Consider the following 19,758-nt stretch of genomic DNA (forward strand, 5'->3'; position numbering starts at 1 on the left):
AGAGCGTTCGAGACCAGTAAAGGCCCCGGGAACTCCAGGCATCCCCGAAAGTCCCCATGTGTCAGGCACCTCACCCAACGCCTCGAACGCCCACGCTTATCGGCTGTATGTTTTTAAAGAGCATCGACATTTGCTTCAACCCGCCGCAAACTCCACCCGGTAACCCGAGCTGCCGCTTGCAGCGCGTTTCGCTGTGTCGTTCAGCGAAGAAATGAATTCTGTCAGCGCTCACTAACCTTGTCAACCGCCGTTCTATTTCCCAGCTGCGTTGCGGGTTATTTCCCGGCTCGCTTCAAACACCGCGTTCATCTCACGCACGGCGCCTGGTCAAACTCATCCACCCGGGCCGCGGCCGCTTTTGACGGCTGCCGCACATTTCCCCGGTGGACCGGCTTGAAAACTCGTCCCGGCCGCTCGACGGCTGTTTTACGGCCGCTTGAAAGCCCCGCCTTTCGGCCAGCTTGCAATGCGTCGGGATTCGTTTGCGAGGGCGTGAGTATACACACTTTTGGGCGACATGCAAGCAGGGGGATCGGCAACGGGCGCCAGGGCTCGGCGCGCGCCGCATCGGATGCCGCCCTGCCCCTGGGCCGCTACGCGCCCCGCAGCGCCCGCGCCCGCGCCAGACCGCGCCCGGCGCAGCCTTCCGCGCAGGGATCGCGCGACCGCAGCAGCGCCGTGACCTCGTCGAGCTCCAGCTCGCGAGAGCGCCCGATGGCCTGCCGCAGCCGCTCCTGCAGCTCGTCCTCCAGCAGCAGCCGGCGCCACAGCGGTACCGACGCCAGCACCAGCGCGACCGCGAGCCGGGCGTCGCCGTCAGGGGCAAAGGCCCAGTCCAGCGCGGCGCGGATGTCGGCCACGTCGCCGCCCTCCCGGCGCAGCCCGTCGCCATCCGGCAGCGCTTCAGGTTCCGCCGCGGCGCGGCGGCAGTGCGCCAGCACCTGCCGCGCATGTGCCTCGCGCGCCGCGCGCAGCTCGCCGGCATCCGCCAGCTTCTCCAGCGCGTAGCGACGCAGCGACTCGAACAGCCGGTAGCGCGGCGGCCGCTCCGCCAGTTCCACGCTGACCAGCGAGCGGTCCACCAGCCGGCCCAGCCCCTCCAGCGCGCGCTGCGCGGCCGCGTCGCCGCCGCGCAGCCGGCACACGGCTTCCACCGCCTCCAGCGTGAAGGGCGCCCGGAACGCGCCCAGCTGCCGGAACAGCGCCTGCTCGTCGGCGCTCAGCGTGTCGTAGCTCCAGTCGATGGTGGCGGCCAGCGTGCGGTGGCGCGGCTGCGCGTCGCGCGCGCCGCCGCCCAGCCGCGCCAGGCGCTGATCCAGCAGCGCCGACACGCCGGGCAGCCCAAGCACCGGCACCCAGGTCGCGGCCAGCTCCAGCGCCAGCGGCAGGCCGTCGAGGCGCCGGCACAGGTCGGCCAGCAGCGCCAGCTCCGCGGCGTCGAAAGCCAGGCGCACGTCCTGCGCCTCGATGCGCTCGGCCAGCAGCCGCAGCGCCGCGTACTCCAGCGCCGATTCCCGGCTCAGGGTTTCGCTTTCCGGCGGCACGCCCAGCGGCTGCAGCCGCTTGACGTACTCGCCCCCGGCCCGCAGCGCCTCGCGGCTGGTGGCCAGCAGGTCCACGCCCGGGCATTGCGCCAGCAGCTCCTGCGCCAGCGCGCACACCGCCTCGACGACGTGCTCGCAGTTGTCCAGGATCAGCAGCAGGTGGCGCGTGCGCAGGTGCTCCACCACCGCGCCCAGCGCGCTCGGCCCCGCGGGCAGGCACAGCCGCGAGGCCAGGTGCGGCAGCACCAGGCTGCCGTGGCTCAGCGCGGACAGGTCCAGCAGCTGCACGCCGTCGGCATAGGCACGCCCCGAGCGCGCGCCCACGGCGCGCGCCACGGCCGTCTTGCCGATGCCGCCCGGGCCGGTGAGCGTGATCAGCCGCCGCAGCGCCAGCTCGTACTGCACGGCGCTGACCAGGTCGTCGCGCCCGACCAGGGGCCGCGCCGACAGCGGCAGCGCCAGCGGCTGCCGCGGCACGGGCGGCGCGCCGTCCCGGGCCAGCGGCGCGGCGCGTCGCTCGCCCGGGTCCGGCTCCCAGGCCACGTCGGCCACGAAGGCATAGCCGCGCCCGGGCACGCTGGCGACGAAGCGCGGCGCGGCGGACGGGTCGTCCAGCGCGCGGCGCAGCGCCGCCACCTGCACGCGCAGGTTGCTCTCCTCCACCACCACCCCGGGCCAGGCCAGCGTCAGCAGCTGCTGCTTGGCCACCACCTCGCCGCGGCGCTGCACCAGCACCACCAGCAGGTCCAGCGCGCGGTCGCTCAGCCGCACCGGCTGGCCCCGGCGCAGCAGCCGGCGCCGCGCCGGGGCCAGCACGAAGTCGCCGAAGCGCGCGGCACGGGGATGGGATTCGGGGGGTGGGGGCAGAGGCTGCATGGCGCTCCGATCACGCCGCGCGCGGCCCCCGATGCCTCGATGCGCGAGGCGTACTGCGGCCGGCACGGCAGGTGGGAGGACCCGGGGCGCTGCCGGGGCACCACGGGAACGGCAGCCCGTGAGTTTTTCACGCCGTTCCCCTCCGACATGGCAAGCGGGGCGCGCGGTTGATACCAAAAGATGCGGCGGGCGCCCCGTGCGCCCAGGGCCTGGGTCAAACCGGTCCGGAAGCGGTTGCCGCGACGAAGCGGCAGTTCAGGCCAGGGACTTCTACAACGGCATGTCAACCGTGATGAGAGCTACTGCGCCCACCCATCACGCTCTTCAGCGATCTGGCGGTCGATGTCCGCCTTGTCGCGCCCGGCCTTCTCCGGTTGCTGCGCCAGCAGCCACGCCAGTGCATCCGTGCTTTCTTGCAGGCCCTGTTCCAACTCGGATTCGGCAGCCGGAAGAGTGTCCATCGATCCCTCCTGCAGGAGCCGAAATGTTATCGATGCTCGCAGCCAGGACCCTGGTCTTGAGTTCAAGAGCAGGTACACCTCGCTGACACGGCACCGACTTGATCACCGGACTGCCCGCGGGCCGCAGTACAGGTGTACCGAACAAAGATTCGTCACCTTGGCGAAGGCCCCATGTGTGTATCGGCGCTCAGTGCTTCCCAAACGACTTCGGGCCCTCACGGGCCCGAATTTCTGTCGTGTCCGCCTCGCGGCGGCGTACCGGTCGGCGCCTCGACCGGCGCCTTCCCGAATCACAGCGGGTAGGACCGCTTCGGCATCGCCAGCAACGACTCGGCCTTCACGGCCGGCCGCGCCAGCGCCGTCAGGGCGCGCAGGCCGTCCAGGAACCACAGGAACACGTCGGCGGCAACCAGCGCGCCACGCGGGGCGATGCGGGAAACGTCGGAGCTGGTGATGGGAGCCATGTGAAACCTCTTTCAATGCGTCTGTTCTTCGATGGACGCCATCTTAGGGTTTCCACCTAATTACACCACTGAATTCTCGGCATCCCGGTTATCAATGAAACGCATATCCAGCCCGCCGCCTGGCCGCCCGCTCCTCAATCCAGCGCGATCCAGTGCCCCACCGCCGGCTTGCCCTCGCCGGTGTGGAAGCGCAGCAGCTCCGCCTGCACGCCGGCGTCGGCGCGCGTGACGCGCCGGTGCTGGCGCTGGTGCTCGGCCCAGCTCTCCACCAGGAACCACTCCACCACCCGCCCGGCGTCGGCCGTGTGCTCGAACACGCCCCAGGCGAAGGCACCGTCGCGCCGCCGCGCCTCGCCCAGCCGGCGCAGCACCGCCAGGAACTCGGCGCGCTCGGCCGGCCGGATGCGGTACTCGACCTGCACCATCACCGGCCCGCGCTCCGCGGGCGCCGCGTGCACCATCTCCGCGTCCGGCCAGTGCCGCGCCGCCTCCAGGTCGGACTCGCCCGCCGGAAGCTTCAGTCGGTACAGCGCCAGCGCCGCCAGCGCCCCGCCGGCCGCGGCGATCCACAGCGCCGCCGGCACGCCCAGCGCCTGCGCCACGCCGCCCCAGGCCAGGCTGCCCGCGGCGCTGGCGCCGCTGAACACCATCAGGTAGACGGCCAGCCCGCGCCCGCGCACCCAGTTCGGCAGGATCGCCTGCGCCGTGCCGTTGAGCGTGGTCAGCGCCGCGATCCAGCCCGCTCCCAGCAGCAGCATCAGCGCCACCGCCACGGCCGGCGGCGGCACCAGCGGCAGCGCGGCCATCACCAGGCTCACCGACAGCGCCGCCGCCAGCATCAGCCCATCGGTACCCAGCCGCGCGCGCAGGCCCGGCAGCGCCAGCGCCCCGCCAATGGCGCCCGCCCCCACCGCGCCCAGCAGCAGCCCGTAGAAGCCGGCATCGCCGCCGAGCACCTCGCGCGCCACCAGCGGCAGCAGCCCCCACAGCGCCGAGGCGAAGGCGAAGAACACGCCCGCGCGCAGCAGCACGCGCTTCAGGTCGCCGCTGGCGCGCGTGTAGCGCAGCCCGGCGCGGAAGGCGCCAAGGAAATTCTCCGACAGCGCATCCGGCGCCTTGGCCGGGCGCCGCCACCACCACAGCGCCGCGATCACCACCAGGTAGCTGGCCGCGTCCGCCGCGTAGGCGGTGGCCGCGCCCAGCGCCGCCACCACGATGCCGCCCAGCGCCGGCCCGATGGCGCGCGAGACGTTGACGCCCAGCGAGTTCAGCGCCGCCGCGCCGCGCAGCTGCTCGCGCGGCACCAGCTCCGGCACGATCGACTGCCACGCCGGCCCGACCAGCGCCGCGCCGATGCCGCTCAGGAAGGTCAGCCCGATCAGCGTCTCCACCGTCAGCGTGCCGGTGCCGGCCAGCAGCATCAGCACGGCGCTGACCAGCGCCATCGCGGCCTGCACCAGCATCAGGAAGCGGCGCCGGTCCAGGATGTCCGACAGCACCCCGGCCGGCAGCGCCAGCAGGAACACCGGCAGCGAGGCCGCGGTCTGCACCAGCGCCACCGCGGCCGGGCTGGCCGACAGGTCCGTGATCACCCAGGCACTGGCCACGTCGCGCATGAAGCTGCCGGTGTTGCCCAGCACCATCGCGCCCCACAGCACCGCGAATACCGGTTGGCGCAGCGGCGCGAAGGCGCCCGCGGGCGCGGGAGGCGGCACGGCGCCCGCCCGGGAAGGATCGACGCTGCTCATGTCCCGGCTCCCTTCGCGCTGCTCACACCGCCCAGCACGCGCAGCCCAGTGCGCCCCAGAAGTCCTGGAAGTCGGGCCCGTCCGACACCGGCACGCGGCTGCCCCAGGCCCGAGCGTGCGCATGGCCGTGCACGCCGCAGGCGCGGGCGCAACCACAACCGGCTGCCGCCTGGCGCCGCAGCGCCGCCTGCATCGGCGCCCCGTCGGCGTCGCCCCAGGCGGCGTAGCCGCCGAAGGTCTTCACCGGCGACCAGTCCGGCAGCACCGGCGGCGCGGGCGGGTCCCACTCGGCGAAGTCGCCCGCCGCATACACCACCTTCCCGCCCACCACGGTCAGCAGCGAGGTGGTGTCGGCGATGTCGTCCTCCGGGCAGGCCAGGACGTCGCGGTCCGGCACGCACAGGTCGGCGAGCCGGCCGGGCTCGATGCGCCCTTTCCGTCCCTCCTCGTTCGAGAACCAGGTGACGTTTTCCGTCCACATCCGCAGCGCCGTCTCCCGGTCCAGGCAGTTCTCCGGCCCGTAGAGCCGCATCCCGCCCACCGTCCTGCCGGTGACGAGCCAGGACAGCGACACCCACGGGTTGTAGGAGGCCACGCGCGTGGCGTCAGTCCCGGCCGACACCTTCACGCCCGACTCCAGCAGCCGCCGCACCGGCGGCGTGCGGCGCGCGGCCTCGGGCCCGTAGCGCTCGACGAAATACTCGCCCTGGTAGGCCATGCGGTGCTGCACCGCCACGCCGCCGCCAAGTGCCGCGATGCGCTCCATCGAGGCCTCGGAAATCGTCTCGGCATGGTCGAAGAACCAGTGCAGGCCCTGCAGCGGGATGTCGCGGTTCACGCGCTCGAACACGTCCAGCGCGCGGCGGATGGTCTCGTCGTAGGTGGCATGCAGCCGCCACGGCCAGCGGTTCTGCGCCAGGATGCGCACCACGCCTTCGAGCTCGTCCTCCATGGACGCCGGCAGCTCCGGGCGCGGCTCGCGGAAATCCTCGAAGTCGGCCGCCGAGAACACCAGCATCTCGCCGGCGCCGTTGTGGCGGAAATAGTCGTCGCCCTGCTGGTAGCGCGACGACGCGGCCCAGCGAATGAAATCGTCCTTCTCCTGCTTCGGCTTCTGCGTGAACAGGTTGTAGGCCAGCCGCACGGTGAGCTCGCCGCTCTGCGCCAGCTGCTCGATCACCGCATAGTCCTCGGGATAATTTTGAAAACCGCCGCCGGCGTCGATGGCGCCGGTGACGCCCAGGCGGTTGAGCTCGCGCATGAAGTGGCGCGTGGAATTGAGCTGCAGTTCCGGCGGCAGCTTCGGCCCGCGCGCCAGCGTGGCGTAGAGGATGGCGGCATTGGGTTTCGCCAGCAGCAGCCCGGTGGGGTTGCCCTGCGCATCGCGCTCGATCACGCCGCCCGGCGGCTGCGGCGTGTCGCGCGTGTAGCCCACGGCGCGCAGCGCCGCGGCGTTGAGCAGCGCGCGGTCGTAGAGGTGCAGCAGGAACACGGGCGTGTCCGGCGCCACGGCGTTGAGCTCAGCCAGCGTGGGCAGGCGCTTCTCCTCGAACTGGTGCTCGGTGAAGCCGCCGACCACGCGCACCCACTGTGGCGCCGGCGTCACGGCCACCTGCCTCTTGAGCATGGCCATGGCGTCGGCCAGCGAGCGCACGCCGTCCCAGCGCAGCTCCAGGTTGAAATTCAGCCCGCCGCGGATGAGGTGCAGGTGGTTGTCGATCAGGCCGGGCAGCACGCGCCGCCCGCGCAGGTCGATCACGCGCGTGGCCGGCCCGGCCAGCGGCATCACGTCCTCGTCCTCGCCCACGGCGGCGAAGCGCCCGGCGCGGATCGCCACGGCGCAGGCCTCGGGCTGCGCGCGGTTCAGCGTGGTGAAGCGGCCGCCGCGCAGGATCAGGTCGGCGGCTTCAGCCATGGCGGCCTCCCGCGGCGGAATCCTCCGGCGTCACGCATTTCGGCAGCTCGCCGAACATGTGCGGCTTGACCTGCTGGTGCAGCCAGGAGGTCGAGGCCGCATCGGCCTTGAACACCTGCCTGAGCAGCGGCGGGATCTGCTCGCCCACCAGGATGCCTAGCAGCCCCACCAGCGCGATCACCGGCGGCGCCGGCGAGCGCACGTGGAACAGGGCATAGATCACCCCGACCAGCAGGCCCAGGGCGGCGGAGAGGACATAGGGTTTCATGAGGGCACTCCTGGCGGCAGGCGGCAAGCGCAGAACGCCCGGGACACGGCGTGTCCCGGGCGGGTCGCGTCAGCCCTCGTGCGCGTTGAACATGGTCTTGGCGTAGGTGATGCCCAGGCCGTAGGCGCCGCCGTACTGTTTCGCGATGCCGGTGGTCATGTCGTAGGTCTCGCCGCGGGCCCAGTCGCGCTGCAGCTCCAGCAGGTACTGCAGCGAGGTCATGGGCCGCACGCCGGCCTGCACCATGCGCTCCATGGCGCGCTCGTGCGCCTCGGCCGTGACGTCGCCGCAGGCGTCGGCGATCACGTACACCTCGAAGCCCTGGTCCAGCGCCGACAGCGTCGGGCCGACGATGCACACCGAGGTCCACAGCCCCGAGAACACCAGGCGCTGCTTGCCGATGGCGTTGACCACCTTGATCACCTCGGCGTCCTCCCAGGTGTTCATCGAGGTGCGGTCCAGCAGCTCCTGCCCCGGAAAGGCGCTGGTGATCTCGTCGAACATCGGCCCCGAAAAGCTCTTCTCGGCGACCGTGGTGAGGATGGTGGGCACCTTGAAGCCGGCCGCGGCGCGCGCCACCAGCGCGGCGTTGTTGCGCAGCGTCACGGCGTCGATGGAGTGCGTGGCGAAGGACATCTGCGACTGGAAGTCGATCATCAGCAGCGCGTGGTCGGTGGGCGACAGCAGCAGCGAGCCGGGCGTGGGCGTGGCGGTGAGGGCCATGGCGGGTTCCTTTCGGGGAGTGATGCCGCTGGGGGCGGTTGGGGCGGTTGGGGCGGTTGGGAGGAGCAACCTGCGTTCAGCTCTGGATGAAGCGCAGCAGGTCCTGGTTGAGCTGGTCCTTGTGTGTGGCGGCCAGGCCGTGCGGCGCGCCGGGATAGACCTTGAGCGTGGCGTTCCTGACGAGCTTCACGGCCTTCTGCGCCGAGTTGGCGATGGGCACGATCTGGTCGTCGTCGCCGTGGATGAAGAGGGTCGGCACCTCGATCTTCCTCAGGTCCTCGGTGAAGTCGGTCTCCGAGAACTGCTTGATGCAGTCGAGCTCGCTCTTGAGCGAGCCCTGCATGCCGATCAGCCAGAAGGTGTCGCGCAGGCCCTGGGACACCTTGGCGCCGGGCCGGTTCGCGCCGTAGAAGGGGCCGGAGAGGTCGCGGAAGAACTGCGCGCGGTCGGCCGCGACGCCGGCGCGGATGCCGTCGAACACGTCCAGCGGCAGCCCGTCCGGGTTGGCCGGGGTCTTGAGCATGATCGGCGGCACGGCGCCCACCAGCACCGCCTTCGAGGCCCGGGCGCTGCCGTGGCGGCCCAGGTAGCGTGCCACCTCGCCGCCGCCGGTGGAGTGGCCGACGAAGACGGCCTCGCGCAGGTCCAGCGCCTCCACCAGCGCCGCGAGGTCGTCGGCGTAGGTGTTCATGTCGTTGCCCTGCCAGGGCTGGCCGGAGCGGCCGTGGCCGCGCCGGTCGTGGGCGATGACGCGGCATCCGCGCTCGGCCAGGAACACCATCTGGTCTTCCCAGGCGTCGGCGCTCAGCGGCCAGCCGTGCGAGAACACGACCGGGCGGCCGCGGCCCCAGTCCTTGTAGAAGATTGGCGTGCCGTCGGGGGCGATGAAGGGGCTCATGGCGGGCTCCTGGCTGTCCGGGTGAAGTCCGGGCGGAATCCAAGCTTCGGGGCGCCGCCGGCGCGCGGCCAGTGAAAGCTCGGGAAAAGTTGCTAAGGGCGCCGCGGCACGGCCTTCACGCCGCGCTCACTCCAGCCGGATGCCGGCCTTGTGCACCAGCGCCGCGGTGCTGGCCATCTCCTGCTGCAGTTGCTGCGCGAAGGCCGGTTGCGCCAGCGACGGCACCTCGGCGCCGAGCTTGTCGAGCGCGGCGCGCACGGCCGGCGCCTGGCGCGCCTGCGCGGTGGCGGCCGACAGCCGCTCCACCACCGCCGCGGGCGTCTTCGCCGGCAGCAGCATCCCGACCCAGAAGGTGTAGTCCGAGCCCGCGTAGCCGGCCTCCACCGTGGTGGGCACCTGCGGCAGCGCGGCCGAGCGCGCGGGCGAGCCCACGGCCAGCGGCGTGAGCTTGCCTTCCTGGATCAGCGGCAGCGCGCTGACCAGCGGCGCGAAGAACCAGTCCACCTGCCCGCCCACCAGGTCCGTCAGCGCCGGCGGCGTGCCGCGGTAGGGCACGTGCGTGGCCTGCAGCCCGGCGGCGATGCGGAACTTCTCGGCATTGATGTGCGTGGCGCTGCCGTTGCCCGCCGAGGCGTAGCTCAGCCGCCCCGGGCTGGCCTTGGCCCGCTTCACCAGCTCCTCGACGCTGGCGATGCGGCTGGCGCTGGACACCACCAGCACGTTGGGCAGCGTGGCGAGCATCGCCACCGGCGTGAAGTCCTTGAGCGTGTCGTACTTGAGCTTCGGGTACAGCGCGGCGTTGGCGACGTGGCCGGCGGAGTGGATCAGCACCGTGTGGCCGTCGGGCACCGCGGCGGCCACCTGCGCCGCGCCCAGCGTGCCGCCGGCGCCGGGGCGGTTGTCCACCACCATCGGCTGGCCCAGCAACTTCGCCAGCTGCTCGGCATAGACGCGGGCGATCACGTCCGTGCCGGACCCGGCCGTGAAGGGCACAACCAGCGTGATGGGTTTACTCGGATAGCCGGCCTGCGCCACGGCGGGCGCGGCGGGCGCGATCAGCGCGGCGGCGGCGAGCGCGGCATGGACGAGAACGAGGCGGCGGCGAAGCGTGAACATGGCGGTCTCCTGGCATCGAGGCGAAGAACCCGGCGCCACCCCTCTCCTGTCCGGCAAGCCGGCGGCGGGCGGCAAGGGCATGGTGGAAACAGGTGCAACCGAAGCGGCTGCAAGCGGCGGCTAGAACTGGTGCCGCAAGCCCAGCGCGAGCACGCGCGGGCGCTGGCCGGGCGCGATGCCCAGCTCGTTGATGGCGAAGTCGTAGAGCGCGGCGCGCTCGTTGGCGATGCGGCTGGCGTAGGCGTAGACGGCCGTGCGTTTCGACAGCTCGTGCTCGTAGCCCACGGTGAGCTGCGAGGCGCCGGTGCCGGCACCGCTGCGGAAGAAGCCCACGGTCTCGGCCGCGTCGCCGCGGCCGTCGCCGGCGCGCGTGTAGCCCGCGCGCAGGCTGCCCGCGCCCAGCCGCACCACGGCCGAGAGGTACCAGGCGTTGCGCCGCAGCGTGCCGGTGGCCGTCTCGTAGCGCAGCCGCTCCACCATCGCCGCCAGCCGCGCCGGGCCGGCGCGGTAGGCCACGCCCAGCTTGGAAGCCGTGTCGCGCGTGTCCGGCGCCTGGTACTCGTGGTGCCGCTCGTGCGCGGCGGTGAGCGTCAGGCCGGAGCCCTCCCAGGTGAGCGACCCCGACGCCAGGCGCGGCCGGCGCCCGTCGTCCGGCCGCTCCTCGGACAGGCCGTGCGCCAGCCGCGCCGACAGCCCGTGCCACGCCGGGCTCCAGTACTGCACCTGGTTGCGCTGGCGCCGGTCGAAGGAACTCGTGTCGATCAGGTGGTCGGTGCTCGGCGCCGAGCCGTTGCCCATCAGGCTCATGTAGCCGGCCGTCGTTGGGTAGAACGGGTCGAAGCCGGAGGTGGAGGCCGTATAGGGCAGCGTCCAGGTGCCGGCGAAGAGCGTGCCCCACGGCCCGGCCAGGCCGAGCCGCGTGTCGCGCCCGGCCAGCGTGCCGCCGCCCGTGTCCAGCGACACGGCGCTCTCGACCTGCCACACCGCCTTCAATCCGCCGCCCAGGTCCTCCTCGCCGCGGAAGCCGAACACCGAGCGGTAGTTGCTCAGCCGGCTGGCCGACAGCGACGGGCCCTCGCCGCTGGCCCCGACGTGCTCCACGGCGGTGTTGAGGCGGCCGTACAGCGTCACCGCGCCGGCGGACTCCTGGGCAGCCACGCCGCCCGCGCCGCCGGCGGCAGCGCCGGCCAGGGCCAGCGCCGCGGCGGCATGCCGTCTCGAATGTTTCATTTCGTCTCCTTCACGTTCTTGAACTGCTTGGCAAAGGCAATCGATTGCCTTTCCAACCGCACGGATGGCGGCGGGCGCTGGCGGTTTCAGGCGTTGGCCATCACCAGCAGCACCCGGCACGGCCCGGGGCCGGGATTGCGCAGCGCGCGGGACTCGCCCGGCGCGATGCGGCAGGCGTCCAGCGGGCCCAGCTCGGCGACCTGCGTCGCGCCGTCGAGTGCGGCCGTGACTTCGAGCCGGCCTTCGAGCACCACGTAGAACTTCTCGGCGCCGGAGGCCGACGCGGTGGTGCCGCCGCCGGGCTGCAGCGTGGACAGCCCGATCCAGGCGCTGTCGCCGGGACCGGCCTCGCGGCCCTGCAGCCGGCGCATCTCCATGCCGTGGTGGCCGGGCGCCTCGTAGCGCGGCGCCTGCGCGAATGGGACGACGTGCATGGCGGTGACTCCCGGTTCAGGGCGCCAGCACGACGCGGTCCATGGAACCCTCGAGCACGCGCCGATAGGCCTGCGCCGACTGCTCCAGCGGCAGCAGCGTGGCCTCGTCCACCTCGAAGGCGCGCAGCGAGCCGTCTTCGAAGCCCGGCAGCAGTTCATCGAGCACCCGCGCGCACTGCGTGGCCGGGATCTTTAGCGTGTCCACGCCCAGCAGCTGCAGGTTGCGGCGGTAGAAGGCCAGGATGTCGAAGGGCACGCTGCGCTCGATGGTGGAGATCAGCACCTGCGTGCCGCCCACGGCCAGGCTGTCCAGCGCCGCCTGGAAGTACGGCGAGCCCACGGTGTTGAAGACGATGTCCGCGCCGCGCCCGCCGGTGGCTTCCAGCAGCCGCGCGGCCAGGCCCTCCTCGCGGCCGTCGAAGACGCGCACCGGCGCGCTGGCATGGCCGGCATAGCTGCTGGCGGCGCGCTCCACGCCCAGCACCGTGGCGCCGGCGCGGGTGGCGAGCTGGATGGCGGCCTGCCCCACCTTGCCGTTGGCGCCGAAGACCAGCACCGTCTGCCCCTCGCCCTTCAGCCCGGCGCGGCGCAGTCCCTCGTGTGCGGTGATGAAGGGCACGCCCACCGCCGCGGCGGCGGCCATCGGCACGCTCTCGGGCTTGCGCGACAGCGCCTGCACCGGCAGCACCAGGTAGCGCGCATGCGTGCCGTCGCGCGTCACGCCCAGGTCGCCGCCGGTGCCCCACACCGGCACGCCCAGCCAGGCCGCGGGACCGGCCACGACCGTGCCGGCGAAGTCGCGCCCGGGCGTGCGCGGCCACACCGCGTGCGGCATCAGCCCCAGCGCGGCCTTCACGTCGCTCGGGTTCACGGCCGCGGCCCGGACCTCGACCACGGCATGGCCGCTCGGCGCGTCGGGCAGCACGTCGGGCACCAGCTGCGGCGCAAGCGAGGCGGCGTCGGCGGCCTGCCGCGTGAGCAGCAGCTTGCGGCCGGTGGACGAAGGGTTCGTGGTGTTCAGGGCATTCAGGGTGTTCATGGTTGCTTCCTCGACGGGTTCGGTGAAAGGCCGCTCAGGCCCGGTTGCTTTCGCGCAGTCCCCATTGCGCACGGGTTTCGGCGGCCGTGGCCAGGCGCCCGCCCAGGTCCTCGACGATGCGGCGCGCCTTGCGCACCAGCTCGGCATTGCCGGTGGCCAGGCGCCCCTTGTCCAGGTAGATCGTGTCCTCCAGCCCGATGCGCACGTTGCCGCCCAGCAGGAAGGACTGCGCCACGGCCTGGAAGGCCTGGCGCCCGACCGCGAAGGCCGACCACTGCGCCCCGGCCGGCAGCAGCGAGCGGGCGAAGGCCAGCGCCGCCGGCGAGAAGGGCAGCGCGTAGCGCACCCCCGTGACCAGCGTGAACAGCCCCGGCCCCTGCAGCACGCCGTCGTCGATGAGCCGTTGCGCCAGCACCAGGTCGCCGCTGTCGAAGCACTCCAGCTCCGGCACCACGCCGGCCTCGCGGATGGCGCGCGCCATGCGCGCCACGCTGCGCGGGGTGTTGATGACGACCTGCTCGCCGGAGTTCATGGTGTTGAGGTCGAGCGAGCAGATGTCCGGGCGCAGCGCCACGACGTGCTCCACGCGCGCTTCGGGCGGCAGCAGCGAGGTGCCGGGACCGGCCACGCGCGGATCCGGCTCGCCCGGCACGAAGCGCCCGCCCGGGCCGGTGGTGAGGTTGATGACCAGGCGCGGGTCGTGGCGGCGGATCGCTTCCACCACGCGGGCGTACAGCTCGATATCCATGGACGGCGCGCCGGTCTGCGGGTCGCGCACGTGCAGGTGCACGGCGGCCGCGCCGGCCTCGCCGGCGGCCAGCGCCTCCTCGGCGATCTGCGAGGGCGTGATGGGCAGGTGCGGCGTCTGCTCCGGCCGCGTGAGGTTGCCGGTGACGGCGCAGGTGAGGATGGTCGAAGCGCTCATGCTGTGTGCTCTGCTTGCTTTCGAGAATGGGTTTCAGCCCAGGTGCCGGCCGCCGTCCACGACCAGCACGCTGCCGGTGGCGTAGCGCAGCGACGTTGCGCAGGCGACGATGGCGGCGGCCACGTCGTCGGCCACGCCCACGCGCCGCAGCGGCAGCGTCGCGCCCACGCGCTCGTTGAAGCCGGCGTCGCGCCCGGCCACGAAGGGCGTGTCCACCACGCCGGGCGACACCGCCAGCACCCGCACGGCCGGCGCCAGCGTCTTGGCCAGCGCCCGCGTGGTGGCATCGATGCCGGCCTTGGCCGCGGCATAGGCCAGGTTGCTGCCCAGGCCGGTGAAGGCGGCGATCGAGGACACGTTGACCACCAGCGCGTCGCCCGAGGCCTTCAGTTGCGGCGCGAAGGCGCGGATGGCGGCGAAGCTGCCGCGCCAGGTGACGGCGAAGACGGCGTCGATGAGCGCATCGTCCAGCGCGTCCAGGTCCGCCGCCGGCACGGGCTTCGTGAAGCCCGCGGCATTGACCAGCAGCGTCGCGCCGCCGCTGCGCTCGCGCACCTCGGCCGCCGCGGCGGCGAGCGTGTCGCTGTCGGTGACGCTGGCGCGCACCGCGAAATGGCCGGGATGCCCGGCGCCCGGCAGCGCGGCCAGCAGTTCATCCGCGGCATCCAGCGGGTCGCGCTGCAGCAGCACCACGCGCGCGCCCAGCGCGGCCAGGCGGTGCGCGGTGGCCGCGCCGATGGCGCCGATGCCGCCGGTGATGACGGCCACCTGGCCGTCGAGCCGCTCGCGCGGGGCGAAGCTGCGCTGGTCCGCAGCCGTTGAAGTGTCGGATCGCATGGCGTCGTCTCCCGGGGGGTTCAAGGCAGCGGGCAGTGCGGCAGCCGGGTGGCGCCGCGCTCCAGCTTCAGGTCCACGTGCAGGCGGAAACCGCCCTCGCCGTCCGGCTCGAAGCGGCGCAGCAGCGAGCCCACCGCGCCGAAGACCACGTCGTCGAAGGCATGCGGGTCCTCGGCGTCGAAGAACTGGGTGGCCAGCACCTTGAAACCCTCGGCCGCGACGATGAAGTGCAGGTGCGCCGGGCGCATGGTGTGGCGGCCCTGCGCCGCCAGCAGCGCGCCGCAGGGCCCGTCGGTGGGCACGGGATAGCCGGCAGGGCGCACGCTGACGAAGCCGAAGCGCCCGTCGCCGTCGGTGGTGAAGCGCCCGCGCAGGTTCATGTCGGCCTGCGCCGGATCCTGGTTCTCGTACAGGCCCTTGGGGCTGGCCTGCCAGGTCTCGACCCGCGCACCGGCGATGGGCGCGCCCGCCAGGTCCGTGACCCGGCCCGTCACCGTCAGGCGCGGCCCCGGCGTGTCCTCGCTGGCGATGCGCGCGCCGTTGGCGCGCTCGGGCTGCCCGGCGCGCCAGAACGGCCCGACCAGCGCCGGCTCGGTGCCGCCGGCCTCGACCGCGTGGCGCGCGCCGCGCAGCTGCACCAGCGTCGCCAGGCCCAGGATGTCGGCCAAGAGGATGCCCTCGTGCTTGCGCGGCCCGGTCGCCTTGCCCACCGCCACCAGGAAGTCCAGCCCCGCCTGCAACTCGTCGGGCTGCAGCTCCACCTCCAGTGCGAAGGCATGCAGGTGGCGGATGGCGGCGGCCAGCACGGTCTTGAGCCGCGGGTCGGCGGTGCCCTCGTTGGCACGCAGCACGGCCTCCAGCAGGGCCTTCGGGTCGGAGGGATTGAGCGGGACGGGGGTCATGGAGGTCTCCGGTGTTGCACGAGTGCCGCAAGACAAAGGGCAATCGATTGCCTTCAGGTTAGGCGCTGTTGGCGGCTTCGTCAAAACGCTTTCCTCACCAAAGCAGCGGTCAAGGCCATGCCCGGTTTGCAAGCCGGGCCCGATTCGCGTCACAATGAGGGCAAACGTTTGCCCGACATTTTTTGCGATGCCCATGAACCGCCTGCCTGACCCCGACCCGTCCGCGCCGCGCGCGGGCGCGACCATCGACGACATCGCCCGCGCCGCCGGTGTGCACCCGGCGACGGTGTCGCGCGCGTTGCGCGGGGTGGCGGGCAAGGTGTCGCGGGACAAGCGCGCCGAGATCGAGCGTCTGGCGCGCGAGCTGGGCTACCAGCCCAACGCGGTGGCGGCCTCGCTGCGCACGCGGCAGACGAACATCGCCGCCGTCGTGGTGCCCGACATCGCCAACCCGCTGTTCGGCCCGGTGGTGCAGGGCATCGAGAGCGCGCTGCGCGCGCAGCGGCTAATGTGCCTGGTGGCGCAGACGCCGCAGCGCCCCGAGGAGCGGCGCGAGCTGGCGCTGGCGCTGGCGAACCGGCAGGTCAGCGGGCTGCTGATCCTGGCCGCCGAGAGCGACGACCCGATGCTGGCCGTGGCGCGCGAGCGCCGGCTGCCCACGGTGCTGGTGAATCGCGGCAGCGGCGACCGGCAGTTCTCCAGCGTGGTCAACGACGACCGCGAGAGCGTGCGCCTGGTGCTGGAGCACCTGGCGGCGCTGGGCCACCGCGCCATCGCCCACGTCGCCGGGCCGGCGGCCTCCTCCACCGGCCGCGCGCGGCGCGACGCCTTCAACGAGCAGCTGCGCGCCCTGGGGCTGCCGCCGGGCCGGGTCGTGGAGGCCGCGGCCTTCACGCGCGAGGCCGGGCGCGCCGCCGCGCGCGAGCTGCTGCAATCCCAGGAGCGGCCGACGGCGGTGTTCGCGGCCAACGACCTGATCGCGCTGGGCGTGCTCGACGAGGCGCGCGCGCGCGGCCTGCGCGTGCCGGGCGAACTGTCGCTGGTGGGCCACAACGACATGCCGCTGGTGGACCTGATCGACCCGCCGCTGACCACCGTGCGCGTGGCGGTGGAGCAGATGAGCCGCCAGGCCGCGGCGCTGTTCCTGGAGCTGCTGGCCGAGCCGGCGCTGCCGGTGTGCACGCGGCTGCTCATGCCCGCGCTGGTGGTGCGCGCCTCGACGGCGCCGCCGCCGCCCGCTGCCGCGTGACGCAATCCACGCCGCGCGCGCCGACCCGGTGCACCGATCGCGCCGCGGCGCGTTGGGCAGCCGCGCTTGACCGTTTCACCCGCTGCGGCTTTGCCCCGGCGCCGCGAAGCGGCCCTTATCCTGCGCGCCGCCCGCGCCCGGCCGCCCGGGGCGGGCACCCCGGATTCACGACGATCACGATGGAGCAGTTCAAGGCATGACCAATCGAGGGATCCTCCCAGCCGCCGCCGCGCTGCTGGCCGCCGCCGTCCTGGCCCAGCCGGCCCTGGCCGCCGGCACCGGCGGCGTGGCCATCGCGGTGGGCCCGAAGCACCCGGCCGCCGCCGCGGTGCTGCTGGGCGGCAACGTGACGCTGGCGTCCACCGTGCTCAAGGACAAGGCCGACTTCGGCCTAATCGCGGCCCGCATGGGGCAGTCCGACGCGGAAGCGGCCGGCGTGCCGGCCCCCGGCGCCCAGCCCGCCGCGGGGCCCGGCCCTTCTGGCGGCAGGAGCCCGCGCGGCGGCGCGACCAGCGGCGGCTGAGGCCGCCCTTCAACCCTTCGTTGCGGGCCGCCTTCAGCCGCGCGACTCGCGCGGCTCGACGCCCAGCATCTCCTCGAAGGCGGCAAGCGCGCCGCCGTCCTTGACCACCGCGCGCAGCCACTCGTGCAGCGGCATCTCGCCCCAGCGCGCCGCCTTGTCGGCGAGGTAGGCCACGGGGCTGTGCGGCTCGGCCTGGCGGAAGTAGTCGGCCACCAGGCGCAACTGCTGCAGCGCCTGGGCGCGGGAGCGGATCGGGCCGGACAGCGCGGCGGGTGTCGGCGCCACCGCCGACGCCGCTGCCGCTGCGGGCGCCGCCGCGGCGTCGCCCGCCGGCAGCCCCGCTTCGATGACGCCCGCCTCGCGCCCAAGGCGCGCCCAGCCCTCGGCCGCGCGCTCCAGCGCGGCGCGCGCCGCGGCAAACGACGGCCCGTCCCGCGCCAGCCGCTCGTCGACGGCCGCCTGCAGCCGCTGCAGCGCGGCGGCGGCCGCCGTGATCGCCTCCAGCCGCAGGGTGAAACCGTCGCGTCCCAGGGCGCCGGCCGTGCGAAGCAGGCTTTCCAGCGTCGGCCCGGCGTCGCCTGCGCCGCCGTCATCGCGGGCGGCCGCCGCCACCGGCTCCGGCCCGGCCTCGGCCTCGCGCCGGTGCTGGCGCGCGGCTTCCACGTCCAGCAGGTTGAACGCCTCGGCGCCGCTGCCGGCCAGCGGCAGCCGCGCGGACAGGTCGGCCACCCGCGCCGCCAGCCAGGCCAGGCAGCCGCTGCGCGCCTCGAAGTCGTCGCCGTCGGGCAGCGGGTGCAGGGCGTCCCAATGGCGCTCGACCAGCGCGGCGGCCAGGTCCAGCCCGTCGGCCAGGCCGGCGAAGCCGCGCAGCCGTGCCCAGGCCTCGGCCAGCCAGCCCGCCACCGCCAGGTCGCGCGAGCGCGTGCGCAGCAGCGCCTCGCAGCCGCGCGCCACGCCGGGCCAGTCGGCGCTCTTCAGCGGCGCGACCCAGGCGCCCTGCTCCAGCGTCGGGTCGTCCTCGCGGCGCAGCTCGCGCAGCACGTCGAGCTCGGGGGCGAAGGACAGGTCGGCGCCGCAGGGCGCCTCGGCGGACAGCGGGGCGAGAAAGGGTTCGAGGTCCATGCGGGCGGCGGCGTCGGATTGATCGGGAACCCGGCACGGCGCCGGGCTTGCGCATCAGAGCCGCGGCCCGGTTGCGCGCGCAAGTGCCGCTAACCCGGGCCGCCGCAGCGTCCGGACGGGCCGCGCGCTCAGGTGCGCAGCGTGCGGTTGAACAGCGCCAGCGCCCGGCCCCAGGCCTGGCCGGCTGCGGTGGCGTCGAAGCGCGGCGTGGTGTCGTTGTTGAAGCCGTGCTGGGTGCCGGCGTACTTGAAGGCCTCGTAGCGCACGCCGGCCTCCTTGAGCGCCGCCTCGTAGGGCGGCCAGGCGGCGTTGATGCGCTCGTCGTTCTCGGCGAACACCAGCAGCAGCTGCGCCTTGATGTTCTTCACCTGGTCCAGCGCCGGCGGCGGCGGGCCGTAGAACGGCACGCCGGCTACCAGCTCGGGCACGCGCGTGGCCAGCATGTTGACGGCGCCGCCGCCCCAGCAGAAGCCGATGGCGCCGAGCCTGCCGTTGCCGCCGCTCACGCCGGCGCTGCCGCCGCGCGCCCAGTTCGCCGCGGCCACGAAGTCCTCGCGCGTCTTCGCGGCATCGAGCTGCCCGAAGCGCTCGCGCGCCTGGTCCTCGTTGCCGGGATAGCCGCCCAGCGGCGTGAGCGCGTCCGGCGCCACGGCAATGAAGTTCTCCAGCGCCAGGCGCCGGGCGATGTCCTCGATGTGCGGATTCAGGCCGCGGTTCTCGTGCGCGACCAGCACTACCGGCAGCGGCCCGGCCGCCTGGGCCGGGCGCACCACGTACGCGCGCACCTTGCCGTAGCCCTGCGGCGAGGCGATCTCCACGGACTCGGTCTTCAGCCGCGCGTCGGTGGGCGCGACCTTCTGCGCCCGCGCGAAGTCGGGGCTCAGCGCCGCCAGCAGCGCCGCGGCGGTGGTGCCGCCGGCCACGGCGTGGCGCGCGGCGCGGTCGAGGAAGCCGCGCCGGTCGATGCCGCCGTGCACGTACTGGTCGAACAGGCGCAGGACTTCCGGGTCGAAATCGGCCGCGGTCAGGGGCGGGTTCTTGGCGTCGGGCATGGGACACGTTCCTGGGTGAAGGGGAACGCGCGTTGTACCAATGCCCGGCCGGGCCTGCGCGGCCGACCTACAGGCGCCCCTCCTGCGCCCACACCCGCGCCAGCCACTTGGAAAAGTAGACCAGCGCCGAGGTGCCCGGCCGCGCCGCGGGATTGGCCTGCCGCGCCTTGGCGAAGTCGCGCCAGATGCGCACTTCGGGCAGCCGCCCGTAGTCGGGGCTGGCCGCCAGCGCCGACTGCGGCCCGACCCGCTCGGCCTCGTAGCGCTTGTACCAGGGCTGCTTCTGCGCTTCGGGCAGGGCCAGGAAGCGGTCGCGCGCCGCCATCCACGGCTCGGACATGGCCGGCGGCGCCGCCGCGGCCTCGCGCGGCAGCGGCGGCACGGCGGCGGCCCCGGCCCCGGGCGCTGCGGCCGCGGGTGCTGGTGCCGGCG

General features: G+C 73.6%; 20 protein-coding genes. 2 read left to right on the top strand and 18 right to left on the bottom strand.

Translation table 11 applies throughout. The features are described from left to right. Positions 1 to 593: 593 nt before the first annotated feature. From FJ694_RS32725 to FJ694_RS32795, 15 genes are all read right to left on the bottom strand, one after another. Positions 594 to 2,420: an ATP-binding protein gene (locus FJ694_RS32725; RefSeq protein WP_157271719.1), complete on the bottom strand. Its 1,827-nt coding sequence runs from the start codon at positions 2,418 to 2,420 to the stop codon at positions 594 to 596. 299 nt (positions 2,421 to 2,719) lie between these two features. Further along, entirely contained in the window at positions 2,720 to 2,881 is a 162-nt protein-coding gene (locus FJ694_RS32730; RefSeq protein WP_157271720.1) for a hypothetical protein, read from the bottom strand. Positions 2,882 to 3,171: 290 nt separating this feature from the next. Continuing rightward, positions 3,172 to 3,345, bottom strand: a complete 174-nt coding sequence (locus FJ694_RS32735) for a hypothetical protein (RefSeq protein WP_157271721.1) — start codon at positions 3,343 to 3,345, stop codon at positions 3,172 to 3,174. A 134-nt stretch (positions 3,346 to 3,479) separates the two neighbouring features. Then, a complete protein-coding gene (locus FJ694_RS32740; RefSeq protein WP_157271722.1) occupies positions 3,480 to 5,093 on the bottom strand; it encodes an MFS transporter in 1,614 nt (537 codons plus the stop codon). Positions 5,094 to 5,115: 22 nt separating this feature from the next. Further along, entirely contained in the window at positions 5,116 to 7,008 is a 1,893-nt protein-coding gene (locus FJ694_RS32745; protein ID WP_157271723.1) for an amidohydrolase, read from the bottom strand. After that, positions 7,001 to 7,276, bottom strand: a complete 276-nt coding sequence (locus FJ694_RS32750; protein WP_157271724.1) for a XapX domain-containing protein — start codon at positions 7,274 to 7,276, stop codon at positions 7,001 to 7,003. Before FJ694_RS32750 ends, FJ694_RS32745 begins: the two co-directional genes overlap by 8 nt. 69 nt (positions 7,277 to 7,345) lie before the next feature. Then, complete coding sequence (locus FJ694_RS32755; RefSeq protein WP_157271725.1) at positions 7,346 to 7,999, bottom strand: hydrolase; 654 nt, start codon at positions 7,997 to 7,999, stop codon at positions 7,346 to 7,348. Between the two features lie 76 nt (positions 8,000 to 8,075). After that, entirely contained in the window at positions 8,076 to 8,897 is an 822-nt protein-coding gene (locus FJ694_RS32760; protein ID WP_157271726.1) for an alpha/beta fold hydrolase, read from the bottom strand. A 126-nt stretch (positions 8,898 to 9,023) separates the two neighbouring features. Continuing rightward, on the bottom strand, positions 9,024 to 10,013 hold the full coding sequence (locus FJ694_RS32765; RefSeq protein ID WP_157271727.1) for a tripartite tricarboxylate transporter substrate binding protein: 990 nt from the start codon (positions 10,011 to 10,013) through the stop codon (positions 9,024 to 9,026). 120 nt (positions 10,014 to 10,133) lie between these two features. Then, positions 10,134 to 11,243, bottom strand: coding sequence for a porin (locus tag FJ694_RS32770; RefSeq protein ID WP_157271728.1), 1,110 nt, complete (start codon positions 11,241 to 11,243; stop codon positions 10,134 to 10,136). Positions 11,244 to 11,329: 86 nt separating this feature from the next. After that, positions 11,330 to 11,677, bottom strand: coding sequence for a cupin domain-containing protein (locus FJ694_RS32775; protein WP_157271729.1), 348 nt, complete (start codon positions 11,675 to 11,677; stop codon positions 11,330 to 11,332). A gap of 16 nt (positions 11,678 to 11,693) precedes the next feature. After that, positions 11,694 to 12,716 carry a quinone oxidoreductase family protein gene (locus tag FJ694_RS32780; RefSeq protein ID WP_157271730.1) on the bottom strand — a complete coding sequence of 341 codons (1,023 nt, stop codon included), beginning with the start codon at positions 12,714 to 12,716 and terminating at the stop codon, positions 11,694 to 11,696. 34 nt (positions 12,717 to 12,750) lie between these two features. Beyond that, positions 12,751 to 13,641, bottom strand: coding sequence for a beta-keto acid cleavage family enzyme (locus FJ694_RS32785; protein WP_157271731.1), 891 nt, complete (start codon positions 13,639 to 13,641; stop codon positions 12,751 to 12,753). Between the two features lie 33 nt (positions 13,642 to 13,674). Beyond that, positions 13,675 to 14,478, bottom strand: coding sequence for an SDR family NAD(P)-dependent oxidoreductase (locus FJ694_RS32790; protein WP_157271732.1), 804 nt, complete (start codon positions 14,476 to 14,478; stop codon positions 13,675 to 13,677). A 20-nt stretch (positions 14,479 to 14,498) separates the two neighbouring features. Continuing rightward, the gene (locus FJ694_RS32795; protein ID WP_157271733.1) at positions 14,499 to 15,380 is read right to left on the bottom strand and encodes a dioxygenase family protein; all 882 of its coding nucleotides are present in this window, start codon (positions 15,378 to 15,380) and stop codon (positions 14,499 to 14,501) included. 193 nt (positions 15,381 to 15,573) lie between these two features. Between FJ694_RS32795 and FJ694_RS32800 the strand changes: the two genes are divergently transcribed. Continuing rightward, positions 15,574 to 16,629 (top strand): LacI family DNA-binding transcriptional regulator, encoded by a 1,056-nt coding sequence (locus FJ694_RS32800; RefSeq protein WP_198321126.1) that lies wholly within the window; start codon positions 15,574 to 15,576, stop codon positions 16,627 to 16,629. 196 nt (positions 16,630 to 16,825) lie between these two features. After that, positions 16,826 to 17,152 carry a hypothetical protein gene (locus FJ694_RS32805; RefSeq protein ID WP_157271735.1) on the top strand — a complete coding sequence of 109 codons (327 nt, stop codon included), beginning with the start codon at positions 16,826 to 16,828 and terminating at the stop codon, positions 17,150 to 17,152. A 33-nt stretch (positions 17,153 to 17,185) separates the two neighbouring features. On the opposite strand, the gene tssA is transcribed toward FJ694_RS32805, so the two are convergent. The 3 genes from tssA to FJ694_RS36925 all read right to left on the bottom strand — a co-directional run. Then, positions 17,186 to 18,274, bottom strand: a complete 1,089-nt coding sequence (gene tssA / locus FJ694_RS32810; protein WP_157271736.1) for a type VI secretion system protein TssA — start codon at positions 18,272 to 18,274, stop codon at positions 17,186 to 17,188. Between the two features lie 128 nt (positions 18,275 to 18,402). Further along, entirely contained in the window at positions 18,403 to 19,326 is a 924-nt protein-coding gene (locus FJ694_RS32815) for a dienelactone hydrolase family protein (RefSeq protein ID WP_157271737.1), read from the bottom strand. A gap of 67 nt (positions 19,327 to 19,393) precedes the next feature. Next, the coding region (locus FJ694_RS36925; RefSeq protein WP_198321127.1) for a hypothetical protein at positions 19,394 to 19,758 on the bottom strand (365 nt) is incomplete at its 5' end.

The organism is Azohydromonas aeria (assembly GCF_009760915.1).
Lineage (GTDB): Bacteria > Pseudomonadota > Gammaproteobacteria > Burkholderiales > Burkholderiaceae_C > Azohydromonas > Azohydromonas aeria.